Genomic DNA, 15,405 nt, shown 5'->3' on the forward strand with positions numbered 1-15,405 from the left:
CGGCTTGCGCATGGGCGCTTAGCCGTCCTTCCGGACGAGCATCGTGAATTCGTACAGCCCGTAGTCGTGCAGCAGCGCGACGTGGCGCGAGTAGCGGCGCTTGCAGCGGTCGAACAGCGCGCACGGATCGGCGTAGTACAGCCGCTCGGGGCGCATGTGCGGCGGGTCGGAATACGACGTCAGGCAGTTGAACGCGAAGCCGGCGCGGCTCGTCTCGTGCAGCGTGTCGAGCGTCGCGTGGATGTAGTCGAGCCATGCGTCGTCGCCGTGGCCGCGATGCACGTTGAAGATGCCCGACGCGATCCCGTAGTCGGCGACCGACTGCGGCGCGTCGCCAACGTGGAACGCCACGTCGGCGCGCTTGCGATAGCGCTGCCGGGCTGCATCGATCATCTCCGGCGACACGTCGTTGCCCGCGTACGCATGGCGGCGCCCCGCCGCCTGCTCGTCGAGAAAGTCCACCAGCGCGCCGTAACCGCAGCCGAGGTCGTTGACGGAGAAGCCGTCGGCGCCCGGCGCGACGATCTTCGTCAACTGCGCGAACCGCAGCCGCTGGCCGTCCTCGCCGTTCCAGTCCACGCCGCGCGCGGTCTCGCCGTGCTCGGCCAGGCGCGCGCTGTAATAGGCGGCGACGTCCGCCAGCAGGCTCGAATGTCGGGAATCGTGCATCGCGTCGCTCTCAGGTTCGGTCGGTCACGACATGCCGGCGCGCATCCGGGCCGCAGTGAAACAGCACGTCGAGCACCGTCACGCCGTGGACGAATTCGCCCCACAGCTGCGCGTACGGCGGATAGGCCGGATAGTCGAACCAGCGCACCGCGACCTGCGCGGCCGCGAAGCGGCTCTCGTCGAGGTAGTCGCGCGCGGCCGGGCCCGACAGGTATTCGGTTGCGCCGGCCTGCAGGCACAGGTTCAGCAGCTTGTCGGTGCGGTCGCCTTCCACCGTGTAGTCGGACGACGACGAAATCCGCGTGGCGATGCCGAGCTGCCGGTTGATCCAGCTCAGCAGCGCGCGGTTCAGCGCGCTCAGCGTGTCGTGCCGGGCGTGCAAGTAGAGCGCTTCGAGCTCGTCTGCGTAGCGCGCGAAATGCGGCGCGCGCGCATAGTTCTGCCGCAGCCGCGTCCAGTGCTGCGCGGCCCACTCGGTGCCGTCGATCTCGGTGTCGCGGATGCTCTGGTGATAGCGGCCCTTCACCTTGACCGGCACGGTCAGCCACTGCACGCCTTGCGGCGTCTTGATCTGGTTGCGGTTGCGCCAGTCGCGCCGCGTGTATTGCGCGTCGTCGTACAGGATGAACTCGTCGGTCGCGGCGATCAGGTCGAAGTAGCCCTTCCACGGGATGTAGTTCGACTGGACGATCGCGATGCGTTTGGGCTGCGCAGTCATGTCGTTCAGGCCGGGATGTGACCGTACCGGTACATGTCGACGAGCTCGGGCGGAATGCCCCAGTCGGTCGCCCCGAGCCGGTCGTGCAGCGCCTCGAGATCCGTGCGGATCGCGCGCTCGAGCTGCTCGACCATGCGATTGCGCGCAGGCACGAAGTCGTGCTGGTAGGCGGCGTTGATCTGGTGGCGGACGGTCTTCGCGATCGCCGCCTCGCGCGACAGGTTGCGAATCAGCGGCCGCTCGGGCGCCAGCTCCGCATAGCGCGGATCGATCGGCTGGCCGCGCATCGCGGCGACGAGGTCGCGGCACAGCACCGGCGACAGGTGGAAGCCGTCGCGCTTGGTGCCGCCGAGAATCCACAGGTCGCGCACGCTGGTTTCGCCGATCAGCGGATAAAGGTCGGACGTCGTCGGCCGCCAGCCGACGTTCACGTTGACGAGGTTCGCACGCGAGAATCGCGAATTGATCTGGTCCATCGCCGATTTCAGCAGCGTGTACGCGCTGCCGGCGTGTCCGTGCTCGTGCGGCACCGGGCTGATGTAGTTGCTGGCGCCGACGAGCGTGCGGTCGGGGCCGTACGGCGCCGAATACACGCCGCATGCGAGCCCGCGGTTGGTCGTGCGCACGCAGTGCGTATGCACGCTCTCGCTGCTCTGCAGTTCGATCGACATGCCGATCCCGTAGAACAGCCGCTGCACCGGCAGCTCGGGCAGGCTGGCCTGCAGCACCTTCGTCAGGTTCGCGCCGTTGCACAGCACGAAGCGGTCGGCGTCGAGCGTCGTGCCGTCGCTCAGCCGCGCACCGGTGACGCGTCCGCCCGAGACGCCGAGGCGCTCGACTTCGGCCGACACGAACGCGACGTTGCCGGCCGCGGCCACGCTGGCCTGCAGCGCGTCGAGAAACTGTTTCGGGTTCGCCCAGCCTTCGCGCTTCAGATACACCGCGTTGAGCGCGCGGAACTGCGGTTGCGGGTGATAGTTCGGGATGCTGGACGGATCGACGGCTTCGCACGGTTCCTCGAACTCGCGGCAAAAGCGTCGCATCGCCGCAAAGTTCTCGTCGTCGAGCGCGTCGGTCGCGGCGTTGTTGAGCACGTAGGTGCCGAAGCCGTGCGCGACCGCGCGTTCCGGCGTGCAGATTTCCGCGAACACGTCGGGCCACGCGGCCGTCGCCGCGCGGCTCAGTTCGAACTTGAAGCGGTCGATCGGCGTGCCGAGCGAATCGCCTTCCAGTTCGGTGAACGAGTTGAGCATCGCGGCGGCCGCGCGCGTCGCCGAGCCGGGACGCTGCGCCGGGCCGACGACGACGAGTTCGATGCCCGGCTCGGCGCGTAGCCAGGCACGGGCCGTCATCAGCCCGAGGATGCCGTTGCCGAGGATCGCGATCTTCATGAGCGCGCCCCGCCGCCTTCCGGGAAGGTGAGATAGCACAGCGACGGATACGACTTCGCCTTGTGGATCCGGTGCGGATACTTGCCGAGCAGCTCGCGCACGTAGTGGATGCCTTCGGCCGGCGTCTGGCCGCCGCGCGTGAGCTGCCAGAACGCGACGACGCCGCCCGGCACGAGCCGCCGCATCACCGTCTCGAACGCCTGCCGGGTCGGCCCCGGCACGTTCAGGTCGAACCACGCGAGCGCGACGGGTTCGCCCGGATGCGCTTCCTCGTAGGCGGCGAGCGTGTCGCGGCAGTCGCCTTCCCATACGTGATGCTTGCCGTTCACATGCCCCATCGCGTTGTTGCGCTCGTGCAGCGACAGCAGGTTGCGCAGCAGATCCGCATAGTCGCCGGCGAGCGAGTACGTGCCGTCGGAGAACAGCTTGCGGTCGCGCGAATCGTTGTCGGAGAAGCCCGCGTAGCCGGTGAACGTATCGAACGCGTGGATCCGGCGCTGGAAGTTCAGCGGCTCGAGGATCGCGCGGAAGTTCTCGCACAGCACGGCGGTCTGGCCGCGCCAGGTGCCGAGGTCGAGGATCGAACCCGGCAGCGGCACGATCTGCTCGTAGACCTCGAACGTCGCGAGTATCCGCGCGAGCAGCGACCCGCGCACGAACAGGCCGAGCGAGCGTTCGAGCTCCTCTTGCGTCGCGGGATAGGTCTGCATCAGGTCGAACAGCTCGCGCCGTGCGGCGAGCTGGTCGTCATTCGAGTTGGAGATGATTGAGGACTCGTGCATACACATGGCTCCAGGCGCTGAGGGGGATTCGGGGCATCCCCGGCCGCGGGCCGGCAAGCGGCTTGCGCCCGGCGCGATCGTCCGCGCGATGGACGCCTCCAAGTCTGTGCCCGAGTCTATCGATCCGCGCCCGGATCAAATGGCGGATTAGCGGGCCGTTTCCCCCCGCATTTCCATGAATGCCGGCGCGTGCCCGAGCCCGGCGACCGGCAAGCGGGCGCGGGCGCGCAGCGCCAAACCGTTGACGGACAAGGCTTCTCGCGACTGGGCGATGAATCGCCGGCGCGCTCGACGGGCGGCCGCGCGCACGAACTGCGGCCTTGATCGTCGTCAAGCCGGTGCCCGCGCCGTCACATGAAAAGCGACCAAATCCGCCACCTGCTCCGCCGATTGGAACGGCGACCCCGCGCCGAGAATGCTGGCATGTCGAGGGCCGTCCACGCGTGCGCGATGCCGGCCTCCGCGCGTTTGCGCGCTCCGTATCGAACCCACGCTGGCTTACCACGATGACTGATCTCACGCTGTCCGACTCCCCCGTCGCCACGATCGAAGCGGCGCTGGCGCTCCATCAGGCCGATCGCCTCGAAGAGGCCGAGACGCTGTACCGCCGGATCATCGACGCCGAGCCGCGGCACGCGGACGCGCTGCACCTGCTCGGCCTGATCGGTCACCAGTACGGTCGCTATCACGAGGCGTCGGAGCTGATCATGGCGGCGATCGAGATCAAGCCGAACGCGATCTACTACTACAACCTCGGCAACGTGATGCAGGCGAGCAACCGCCCCGCCGCCGCCGCCGAGTGTTTCCGTCTCGCGATCGAGCTGCGGCCCGGCTACGTCGACGCTTACAACAACCTGGGCAACGCGCAGCGGCTCGCGGGCAACGCGCGCGCGGCCGTCGACGCGTTCTGCCAGGTGATCGCGCTGCAGCCCGACCACGGGCAGGCATACAACAACCTCGGCAATGCGCTGCTCGACCTGAACGAGATCGCGGCCGCGCTCGAGGCGTACCAGCACGCGATCGCGCTGCGCCCTGAGTTGCCGGAACCGCGCAGCAACCTGCTGTTCGCGTATCACTACAGCGAAGCGTTCGACCCGCACGCGTACCTCGCCGAGGCCGCGCGCTTCGATGCGCTCGTCACGCAGCACGCGCAGCCGTACTCGACGTGGCGGGTCGACCTCACCGCGCGCATCGGCCGGCCGCTGCGCGTCGGCATGGTGTCGGGCGACCTGAAGGCGCACCCGGTCGGCTATTTCATCGAAGGGATGCTCGCGCACCTGAAGCGCGAGCGCGTCGAACTGCACGCGTATGCGACGCGCGACGTCGAGGACGACGTGACCGCGCGCATCAAGCCGCGCTTCGCGTCGTGGACGTCGCTTGCCGGCCTCGACGACGCAGCGGCGGCCGCGCGGATTCGCGACGACGGCATCGACGTGCTGATCGACGCGTCCGGCCACACGATCCACAACCGCCTGCCGCTGTTCGCGTGGAAGCCCGCGCCGCTGCAGGTGAGCTGGCCCGGCTACTTCGCGAGCACCGGCATGCGCGCGATCGACTACGTGCTCGGCGACCGCTACGTGATGCCGGCCGACGAGGCCGAGCATTTCGTCGAACGCGCGTGGCACCTGCCCGACAGCTATCTGTGCTTCACGCCGCCCGCGATCGAACTCGACGGCGGCCCGCTGCCGATGCTCGCGAACGGCTATCCGACCTTCGGCTATTTCGGCAAGCTCGCGAAGCTCACCGATCACGTGATCGACGTCTGGTCGCGCGTGCTGCGCGACGTGCCGAACGCGAAATTGTTCGTGAAGGCGCCGCATCTCGACGACCCGCGCGAGCAGGATGCGCTCGCGGCCCGCTTCGCCGCGCACGGCATCGATGCGGCGCGCCTGCTGTTCGAAGGCCGCTCGCCGCGCGACGAATACCTGGCGGCCTATCGGCGCGTCGACCTGATGCTGAGCCCGTTCCCGTACCCGGGCGGCACGACGACGGCCGAAGCGCTGTGGATGGGCGTGCCGGTGCTCGGCCGCCGCGGCGCACGCTTCCTGTCGCACATCTGCGAAAGCCTGCTGCACGCGGCGCGCCTGCACGAATGGATCGCCGAGGATGACGAAGCCTACGTCGCGAAGGCCGTCGCCTTCGCGCGCAATCCGGCCGAGCTGGCCGTGCTGCGCACGACGCTGCGTGCGCAGGTGCTCGCGTCGCCGTTGTGCGACGCGCCCCGCTTCGCGCGTCATTTCGAGGAGGCGCTGCACGCGATGTGGGCGCAGCGCGTCGACGCCGCACCGGGAATCGCATCGTGAGCGGCCAGTCGATCCTCGTCACCGGCGGCGCCGGCTTTCTCGGTTCGCACCTGTGCGAGCGGCTCGTGCGCGCGGGCCACGACGTGATGTGCGTCGACAACTTCCACACCGGCAGCAAGCGCAACATCGAGCACCTGATCGGCCAGGTCAATTTCGAGCTGATTCGCCATGACGTGTGGCTGCCGCTCTACGTCGAGGCCGACCGCGTGTTCAACATGGCGTGCCCGGCGAGCCCGGTGCACTACCAGAGCGACCCGGTGTCGACGGTGAAGACGGCCGTGCTCGGCGCGATCAACATGCTGGGGCTCGCGAAGCGCTGCGGCGCGCGCATCCTGCAGGCGTCGACGAGCGAGGTGTACGGCGACGCGCAGCAGCATCCGCAGCAGGAAAGCTACTGGGGCAACGTGAATCCGAACGGGCTGCGCGCGTGCTACGACGAAGGCAAGCGCTGCGCCGAGACGCTGTTCTTCGACTATCACCGCCAGCACGGCGTCGATATCCGCGTGGTGCGGATCTTCAACACCTACGGGCCGCGCATGCGCGCCGACGACGGCCGCGTCGTGTCGAACTTCATCATGCAGGCGCTGCGCGGCGAGCCGATCACGCTGTACGGCGACGGCAGCCAGACGCGCTCGTTCTGCTACGTCGACGATCTCGTCGAAGGCCTGATGCGGATGATGGACCAGGACGACGACACCGGCCCGATCAACCTCGGCAATCCGAGCGAGATCACGATCCGCGAGCTGGCCGAATGCGTGCTGCGCCTCACCGGCTCGAAAAGCCGCATCGAATATCGCCCGCTGCCGGCCGACGATCCGCTGCAGCGCCGCCCCGACATCGGCCGCGCGCGCCAGCGCCTCGACTGGCAGCCCGGCATCGCGCTGGAGGACGGCCTGAAGGAGACGATCGCCCATTTCCGCAAACAGGTGAATGCATGACTCCCGACCTGATCGACGCGCGTTGCCCCGTCTGTGCGCATACCGTTGCCGCGCCGTTCTTCCCGGCCGGCGAACGCACGCTCGCGACGCTCGCATGGCCGGAATCCGCCGAAGCGGCGCGCGGCCTGCCGCGCCACGCACTCGATTTCGTCCAGTGCCCGCAGTGTTCGCACGTGTGGAACCACCGCTTCAGCTACGACGCGATTCCGTACGAGCGCAACCCGAACCGGATGTTCAACAGCGGCGGCATCTGGAAAGGCCATCTCGCGGCGACGCGCGACCTGCTGCTCGGCGCGCTGCCGGCGGAACCGACGGTCGTCGAGATCGGCTGCGGCGAAGGCCATTTCGTGCGCGGCCTCGCGCAGGCGAGCCGCGGCGGCCGGTTCGCCGGCTTCGATCCGAACGCGAGCGCGGGCACCGGCAACGGCATCGAATTCCACGCGCGGCTGTTCGCACCGCTGGCCGACATGCCCGCCTTCCGCCCCGACGCGATCGTGATCCGGCACGTGCTCGAACACCTGACCGAACCGGCGAAGCTCGTCGAGCAGCTTGCCTGGGGCGCGTCGCGCCAGCCGAACGCGTGCTGGCTGTTCGCGGAAGTGCCGTGCATCGACCGCGTGTTCGAAACCCATCGCCTCGCCGATTTCTTCTACGAACACGTATCGCAATTCACGACGGAGTCGTTCCGCACGCTGATGGCGCGCGCCGGCGAGATCGTGTCGCTCGCGCACGGCTACGACGGCGAAGTCGTCTATGCGCTGGTGCGGCTCGGCGTGCCCGCGCAAGCGCGCTCGCGCGCGGACGCGTCGCTGCAGTTCGCGGCGCGCACGGTCGAGCACCGCGCGGCGATCGCCGGGCAGCTCACGGCGCTCGCCGAGTCCGGGCGGCGCGTCGCGATCTGGGGCGGCACGGGCAAGGCCGCCGCGTTCATCCATCACTTCGATGCCGATGCCGCGCGCTTCCCGCTCGTCGTCGACTCCGATCCCGACAAGGTCGGCACCTATGTGCCGGGCACCGGCCAGAAAATCGAATTCCGCGACGCGCTGAAGGCGGCGCCGGCCGACGTGATCATCATCCCGACGCAATGGCGCGCGCGCGACATCGTCGCGGAGATGTCGCGCGAAGGGATCGCGGCCGCGGCCGTGATGATCGAGCACGACGGCCGACTGATCGATTTCGGGCGCGAACCGCATCCGTATTGAGCAGCGCGCCATGGAGCCGATTGAACTGCAGCTGCACGATGCGCTCGCGCATCATCAGGCCGGTCGTCTCGCGGAAGCGAAGACGCTGTACGACGCGATCCTGCACACGCAGCCGGGGCAGCCCGACGCGATGCACTTCCTCGGCCTGCTCGCGTGCCAGCTGCAGCAGTACGACGCGGGCATCGTGCTGATGGAGCGCTCGCTCGTCGCACGGCCGGACGCGTCGTACTTCAACAACCTCGGCAACATGCTGCGCGAATGCGGGCGGCTCGACGACGCGATCGCGCATTACCGTCGCGCGGTCGCGCTGCGTCCCGACTATCCGGAAGCGCACAACAACCTCGGCAACGCGCTGCGCGATGCACGCGACCCGGCCGCCGCGATGCAAAGCTGCGCGCGCGCGATCGAGCTGCGCCCCGGCTATGCCGAGGCGTACAACAATCTCGGCAACGTGCTGCAGGACCTCGGCGAACTGGATGCAGCGGCGGCGAGCTACGGCAAGGCGATCGCATTCCATCCCGCCTATGCGGAAGCGCACAGCAACCTCGGCAACGTGCTGCGCGCGCGGGAGCGTCACGCGGATGCGATCGCGCACTACCGCCGCGCGCTCGCATCGAGCGCCGCGCTTCCCGCTGCTACTCATGGCCTCGGCCTGTCGCTGTGGGCGCTCGGTGAGCTCGGTGAAGCCGCCAGCGTGCTGCGTGCCGCCACGGCCGAATCGGCCGACGCCAGCCTGCACAACACCTACGCAGGCGTGCTGCGCGACGCGGGCGACCTCGACGCCGCCGCCGCGCACTACGCACGCGCGATCGCGCTCGATGCATCGATGGCCGCCGCGCATGCGAACCTGAGCGGCGTGCGCCGCCGTCAGGCGCGTTATGCGGAAGCGCTCGTGCACGCGCAGGACGCAATCCGCCTCGCACCGGATCTCGTCGATGCGCACAACCAGGCGGGCAACGCTCACCACGGGCTCGGCAATCTCGATGAAGCGCAAGCGTGCTACCGCACCGCGCTGGAACTGAATCCGGCTGACGGCGGCGTCTGTCACAACCTGTCGGTCGTGCTGCTCAAGCGCGAGCAGCATGCCGACGCACTCGCGTATTGCCGGCGCTCGCTTGCGGCCGGCCGCCCGACCGTGTCGATGTACGTGAATCTCGGCGACATCCTGCGCGCCCAGGGCAACGTCGACGCCGCGGTGCCCGCGTATCGCGACGCGCTTGCGCTGGTGCGCGACGAAGCGAGCGACGAGGCGGCGGAGGTACTCGGCCGCCTGCTGTTCGCCGCGGCGGCATCGGCAACCGTCTCGCCCGCCGACTACCTGAGCGACGCGCGCTGCTACGGCCGACACCTCGCGGCCCGTTCGACGCGCTACATGCACGACGTGCGCGAACGCACGGCCGGGGCGCGGCACCGTGCACTGCGGGTCGGATTCGTGTCGGGCGACTTGCGGCAGCATCCGGTGGGGATCTTCATCGAAAGCGTGTTCGCGCATCTCGACCGCACGCGCATCGCGCCGTACGTGTACACGACGTCGGACGAAGAAGACGCGATCACCGTGCGACTGAAGCCGCACGCGGCCGTCTGGCGCTCGATCGCCGGATGCGATTCGCAGGCCGCCGCGCGCACGATCCATGAAGACGGCATCGACGTGCTCGTCGATCTCGCCGGCCATACGCAGGCGAGCGGCCTGGCGGCGTTCGGCTGGAAGCCGGCGCCCGTGCAGGCGAGCTGGCTCGGCTTCTTCGCGTCGACGGGTAGCGACGCGATCGACTATTTCATCGGCGACGCACACACGTTGCCGGCCGCCGAACGCGACCATTTCGTCGAAGCACCGTGGCGGCTGCCCGACAGCTACCTGTGCTTCACGCCGCCGTCCGACGACGTCGCGGTCGGTCCGCTGCCGATGGCGGCGAACGGCCATGTCACGTTCGGCTGCTTCGGCAAGCTCGTGAAGCTCGGCGACGACGTCGTGCGCGTGTGGTCGCGGATCCTGCATGCGGTGCCCGGCGCGCGGTTGCTGCTGAAGGCGCGCGAGCTCGAACAGGCGGCGGTGCGCGATGCGACTGCCGCGCGCTTCGCCCGGCACGGGATCGACGCTAGCCGGCTGCTGTTCGACGGCGCGTCGCCGCGGGCGGCGTATTTCCACGCGTACAACCGGATCGATGTCGCATTGAGCCCGTTCCCGTACCCGGGCGGCACGACGACGGCCGAGGCGCTGTGGATGGGCGTGCCGGTGCTCGGGATGACGGGCGGACGGTTCGTCACGCACATCTGCGAGAGCCTGCTGCACGCGGCCGGGATGCCCGACTGGATCGCCGGCGACGAGGACGACTACGTCGCGAAGGCGGTCGCGGCCGCACAGGACGGCGCGAAGCTCGCGGCATTGCGCACGACGCTGCGCGAACGCACGCTCGCGTCGCCGCTATGCGATGCGGCGCGCTTCGCACGCAATCTCGAAGATGCCTTCGTCGGCATGTGGACACGCTATACGGAAACAGCACAGACAGCATGAACGATATCCAGCAGGCCTTGCAGCAGGCACTCGCGCACCACCAGGCCGGTCGTCTCGCGGAAGCGAAGACGCTGTACGACGCGATCCTGCATACGCAGCCGGGGCAGCCCGACGCGATGCACTTCCTCGGCCTGCTCGCGTGCCAGCTGAAGCAGTACGACGCGGGCATCGTGCTGATGGAGCGCTCGCTCGTCGCACGGCCGGACGCGTCGTACTTCAACAACCTCGGCAACATGCTGCGCGAATGCGGGCGGCTCGACGACGCGATCGCGCACTACCGTCGCGCGATTGCACTGCGTCCCGACTATCCGGAAGCGCACAACAACCTCGGCAACGCGCTGCGCGACGCACGCGACCCGGCCGCCGCGATGCAGAGCTGCTCGCGCGCGATCGAGCTGCGCCCCGGCTATGCCGAGGCGTACAACAATCTCGGCAACGTGCTGCAGGACCTCGGCGAACTGGATGCGGCGGCGGCGAGCTACGGCAAGGCGATCGCATTCCATCCCGCCTATGCGGAAGCGCACAGCAACCTCGGCAACGTGCTGCGCGCGCAGGAGCGTCACGCGGAAGCGATCGCGCAATACCACCGCGCGCTCGAACTGAACCCCGCGCTGCGCGTCGCGCATCGCGGGTTGGCCATCGCGCTGCGGGCGACGGAGGATTTCGACGGCGCGCTCGCGCATGCGCGTGAGGGGCTCGAACCGGACGACGCCGAAGGTCATTGCGCGCTCGGGCGCTCGCTGCGCAGCATGAACGATTTCGACGGCGCGGCGCGTCTGTTCGAGCGCGCGTGCGAGATCGACCCCGGCTACGCGCCGGCATGGTGCCGGCTCGGCGAGCTGCGTTGCCAGCAGGGCGAATACGAAGAATCGATGCGGCTGTGCCGGCACGCAATCGAGCTCGACCCGATGCTCGCGGATGCGTACAACTTCCTCGGTCTCGCGTATCACAACCTCGACCGCATGGCAGCGGCGGAACTCAGCCATCGCCACGCGATCGACCTGAATCCCGACGACGCGGACGCGCACCACAATCTCGCGGCCGCGCTGTTCCGCCTCGACAAGCTCGACGAGGCGATGAGCGAATACCGGATCGCGCAGGAGCTCGGCGTCGATCCGGTGAAGATTCAGCTGACGCTCGGCGACATCCGCTGGGCCAAGCGTGATTTCGCCGGCGCCGTCGAAGCGTTTCGCGCAGCCGTCGACGACGATCCGCACCGCGCCTACGCACGGCTGCTGTTCAACATGTCGAGCTCGCCGGCATTCGCGCCGGAGGACTGGATCGCCGATGCGCAACGCTACGGCGACTATCTGGCGCGCGACGCGCGGCAGCTGCCGCACGACCGCGACGAACGCGCGCGGCAGGCGCGCGGCCGGCCGCTGCGGGTCGGCTTCGTGTCGGGCGACCTGCGCCAGCATCCGGTCGGGATCTTCCTCGAAAGCGTGCTCCGGCATCTGGATCGCACGCGCATCGAGCCGCATGCGTACGTGACCTTCGTCGTCGAGGACGAGGTCACCGCACGGCTGAAGAAAGGCTTCGCGAGCTGGAAGAAGCTCACGTGCCTGAATCGCGACCAGGCCGCGCGAATGATTCGCGACGACCAGATCGACGTGCTCGTCGACCTGGCCGGCCACACGAACTGGAGCGGGCTGCCCGTGTTCGCGCACCGGCCGGCGCCCGTGCAGGCGAGCTGGCTCGGCTTCTTCGCGACGACCGGCTGCCGCGCGATCGACTACTTCATCGGCGACCCGCACACGCTGCCGGCCGACGAAGCCCATCACTTCGTCGAGCAGCCGTGGCACCTGCCCGACAGCTATCTGTGCTTCACGCCACCCGCGTATGACGTCGCGGTCGGTCCGCTGCCGATGGCGAGCAACGGCGGCGTGACGTTCGGCTGCTTCGGCAAGCTCACGAAGATCAGCGACGACGTGATCGCGCTGTGGTCGCGCCTGCTGCTCGCGCTGCCTGACGCCCGGCTGATGCTGAAGGCGCACGAGCTCGGCGCGAGCGACCTGAACCGCGCGACGCTCGAGCGCTTCGCGCGGCACGGCATCGGCGCGCACCGGCTGATCCTCGAAGGCGGGTCGCCGCGAGCCGAGTATTTCAACGCGTACAACCGGATCGACATCGCGCTGAGCCCGTTCCCGTATCCGGGCGGCACGACGACGGCCGAAGCGCTGTGGATGGGCGTACCGGTGATCGGGATGAAGGGCGGCCGCTTCGTCACGCATATCTGCGAAAGCCTGCTGCACGCGGCCGGGATGGGCGACTGGATCGCGGCCGACGAAGACGCGTATCTCGCGAAGGCGATCGCGTTCGCGAGCGACCGCGACGCGCTGACGACGTTGCGCGCGACGTTGCGCGAACGCACGCTCGCGTCGCCGCTGTGCGATGCGGCGCGCTTCGCGCGCAACCTCGAGGACGCGTTCCACGGGATGTGGGCCCGCTACGTGGCCGGCGACACGGACGGGACACGCACATGACGAGCGCTGTCGCGGAGCGACTGAACGCGGCGTTCGTGCACCACCAGGCCGGGCGCTTCGACGACGCGCGGGTGCTGTACGAGGCGATCCGCCGCGACGAGCCGGAGCAGCCGGACGCGACGCATTTTCTCGGGCTGCTCGCCTGCCAGCTCGGCCAGTTTGCGGCCGGCCTCGCGCTGATGGAGCGCGCGATCGCGCTGCGTGCCGATCCCGTCTACCTGAACAACCTCGGCAACATGCTGCGTGCCCACGGCCGGCTCGGCGATGCGATCGCCGCATACCGGCGCGCGATCGCGCTCGCGCCCGACTATGCGGAGGCGCACAGCAACCTCGGCAATGCGTTGCGCGACGCGGGCGATGCGGATGCCGCGATGCTGAGCTGCGCGCAGGCGCTCGCGCTGCGCCCCGATTACGCGCCGGCCTTCAACAACCTCGGCAACGCGCTGCAGGACAAGGGCGAACTGGATGCCGCGGCGCGCGCGTACGAGAAGGCGATCGCGCTCGATCCAGGCTACGCGCAGGCACATTTCAATCACGGCAACGTACTGCGCACGCAAGGCCGGCCCGACGCCGCGATCGCGTGCTATCGCCGAGCGATCGCGCTGCAACCGGCGCTGCATGCCGCGCATCACGCGCTCGGCGTGCTGCTGTTCGAGCGTGACGGACTCGGCGAGCGCGACGAACTCGACGCGGCGATCGCGAGCCTGACCGCCGCGGCCGAATCGGGCGAAGTCGACTGTCTGTTCCATCTCGCGGCCGCGCTCGAGCGCGCGGGCGATCTCGACGGCACGGTCGCGAGCCTGCGGCGCGCGCTGGTTGCGGCGCCGGATCGCGCCGACCTGCACCACCATCTCGCTCAGACACTGGTCCGGCAGGGCAAGCGCCGCGAGGCGCTCGACAGCTGCCGTATCGCGCTGTCGCTGCCGAACCCGACCGCGCAGATGCATGCGGTGATGGGTGACATCCTGTGCGCGCTCTGGCATCTCGATGCGGGCCTCGCGAGCTACGATCGCGCGCTCGAACTCGATCCCGCGTACCGCAACGCGCACTCGGGCCGCATGTTTCACGCGGCGGGCACCGACCGCTTGTCGCCGGCGCAACTGCTTCGGCGCGCGCGCGAGTTCGGCATGCAGATGGCCGCGCAGGCGTCACCGCGCACGCATGCGCCGCGACCGGCTGCCGGGCGCGTGCTGCGCGTCGGGTTCGTGTCCGGCGACCTGAAGTCGCATCCGGTCGCGGTGTTCCTGTTGAGCGTCGTCGCGGCGCTCGATCCGTCGCGCATCGAAGTGGTCGCCTACGCGACGCAGTCGGTGGAGGACGACACCACCGCCGCGCTCAAGCGCCATTTCGCGCTGTGGCGCGACATCACCGCGCTCGACGATCGTGCGGCGGCCGACCTGATCGCGGCCGGCCGCATCGACGTGCTGATCGACCTGAGCGGCCACACTGCGTCGAACCGGTTGCCGTTGTTCGCATGGAAGCCGGCGCCGGTGCAGGCGACGTGGCTCGGCTATTTCGCGACGACGGGCATCGATGCGATCGACTACGTGATCGGCGATCGCCACGTGCTGCCCGACGATGAAGCGCATCACTTCGTCGAGCGGCCGTGGCGGCTGCCGGACAGCTACCTGTGCTTCACGCCGCCCGCGCAACCGCTCGAGGTCGGCCCGCTGCCGGCCGAGCGCGAAGGTGTCGTCACGTTCGGTTGCCTGAACAACGCGAACAAGATCGGCGATGCGGTCGTCGCGCTGTGGTCGCGAGTGCTGCACGCGGTACCGGGTTCGCGCCTGCTGTTGAAATCGCCGCAGTTCGACGAGGCGGCGCTGCGCGCCGGCATGGCCGCGCGCTTCGCCGCGCACGGCATTGCCGGCGAGCGCCTGCTGCTGCGCGGCGGATCGAAGCGGCTCGCACACATCGGCACGTACAACGAGATCGACATCGTGCTCGACCCGTTCCCGTATCCGGGCGGCACGACGAGCATGGAGGGATTGTGGATGGGCGCGCCGTTCGTCACGCGCCGCGGCGACCGGTTCCTGTCGCATATCGGCGAAAGCATCCTGCATACGCTCGGGATGCCCGAATGGATCGCGGCCAACGACGACGACTACGTCGCGAAGGCAGCCGCGTTCGCGCGGGACCTGTCGCACGTCGCCGCGGTGCGGGCCGGACTGCGCGAGCGGCTGCTGCGCTCGCCGCTGTGCGATGCGCCGCGCTTCGCGCGCCATCTCGAAGCGGCGTTCGCGCGGATGGTCGATGCGGCGGCTGCCGCGCGATAGACGCGCCGCGCGGCCGACCCGGCACGGTGCGGATCCGCATCGTGCCGCTTTTTCCCGGTAAAAAAATAGCCGCCCGAAGGCGGCTCGATGCTACGACATCGGCGCACCCTCGATGGCGGCGCGCGTTGTTG

10 protein-coding genes are annotated in these 15,405 nt (G+C 69.1%); 6 read left to right on the forward strand and 4 right to left on the reverse strand.

What is annotated here, in order from left to right; translation table 11 throughout:
- Nucleotides 1–18: 18 nt before the first annotated feature.
- The 4 genes from C7H84_RS19235 to C7H84_RS19250 are packed head-to-tail and all read right to left on the reverse strand — an operon-like array spanning nt 19 to nt 3,560.
- Nucleotides 19–669 carry a class I SAM-dependent methyltransferase gene (locus C7H84_RS19235; RefSeq protein WP_121860268.1) on the reverse strand — a complete coding sequence of 217 codons (651 nt, stop codon included), beginning with the start codon at nt 667–669 and terminating at the stop codon, nt 19–21.
- 10 nt (nt 670–679) lie between these two features.
- Nucleotides 680–1,387: a WbqC family protein gene (locus C7H84_RS19240; RefSeq protein WP_121860269.1), complete on the reverse strand. Its 708-nt coding sequence runs from the start codon at nt 1,385–1,387 to the stop codon at nt 680–682.
- 5 nt (nt 1,388–1,392) lie between these two features.
- Entirely contained in the window at nt 1,393–2,778 is a 1,386-nt protein-coding gene (locus tag C7H84_RS19245; RefSeq protein ID WP_121860270.1) for an FAD-binding oxidoreductase, read from the reverse strand.
- Nucleotides 2,775–3,560 carry a class I SAM-dependent methyltransferase gene (locus tag C7H84_RS19250; protein ID WP_121860271.1) on the reverse strand — a complete coding sequence of 262 codons (786 nt, stop codon included), beginning with the start codon at nt 3,558–3,560 and terminating at the stop codon, nt 2,775–2,777. Before C7H84_RS19250 ends, C7H84_RS19245 begins: the two co-directional genes overlap by 4 nt.
- Before the next feature lie 506 nt (nt 3,561–4,066).
- On the opposite strand from C7H84_RS19250, the gene C7H84_RS19255 reads away from it, so the two are divergent.
- From C7H84_RS19255 to C7H84_RS19280, 6 genes are read left to right on the forward strand one after another with little or no spacing between them, the layout of a single operon-like run.
- Nucleotides 4,067–5,863, forward strand: a complete 1,797-nt coding sequence (locus tag C7H84_RS19255; protein ID WP_121860272.1) for a tetratricopeptide repeat protein — start codon at nt 4,067–4,069, stop codon at nt 5,861–5,863.
- Nucleotides 5,860–6,801, forward strand: a complete 942-nt coding sequence (locus C7H84_RS19260) for a UDP-glucuronic acid decarboxylase family protein (protein ID WP_205611441.1) — start codon at nt 5,860–5,862, stop codon at nt 6,799–6,801. Before C7H84_RS19255 ends, C7H84_RS19260 begins: the two co-directional genes overlap by 4 nt.
- Nucleotides 6,798–8,003 (forward strand): class I SAM-dependent methyltransferase, encoded by a 1,206-nt coding sequence (locus C7H84_RS19265; protein ID WP_121860274.1) that lies wholly within the window; start codon nt 6,798–6,800, stop codon nt 8,001–8,003. Before C7H84_RS19260 ends, C7H84_RS19265 begins: the two co-directional genes overlap by 4 nt.
- A gap of 10 nt (nt 8,004–8,013) precedes the next feature.
- Nucleotides 8,014–10,515 carry a tetratricopeptide repeat protein gene (locus C7H84_RS19270; RefSeq protein WP_121860275.1) on the forward strand — a complete coding sequence of 834 codons (2,502 nt, stop codon included), beginning with the start codon at nt 8,014–8,016 and terminating at the stop codon, nt 10,513–10,515.
- Nucleotides 10,512–12,998 (forward strand): tetratricopeptide repeat protein, encoded by a 2,487-nt coding sequence (locus tag C7H84_RS19275; RefSeq protein WP_121860276.1) that lies wholly within the window; start codon nt 10,512–10,514, stop codon nt 12,996–12,998. The genes C7H84_RS19270 and C7H84_RS19275 overlap by 4 nt, the downstream gene beginning before the upstream one ends.
- The gene (locus C7H84_RS19280; protein ID WP_121860277.1) at nt 12,995–15,274 is read left to right on the forward strand and encodes a tetratricopeptide repeat protein; all 2,280 of its coding nucleotides are present in this window, start codon (nt 12,995–12,997) and stop codon (nt 15,272–15,274) included. Before C7H84_RS19275 ends, C7H84_RS19280 begins: the two co-directional genes overlap by 4 nt.
- Nucleotides 15,275–15,405 lie beyond the last annotated feature (131 nt).

Origin of the sequence: Burkholderia sp. Nafp2/4-1b, from assembly GCF_003635165.1 — a bacterium.
In the GTDB taxonomy this organism is placed as follows: domain Bacteria; phylum Pseudomonadota; class Gammaproteobacteria; order Burkholderiales; family Burkholderiaceae; genus Burkholderia.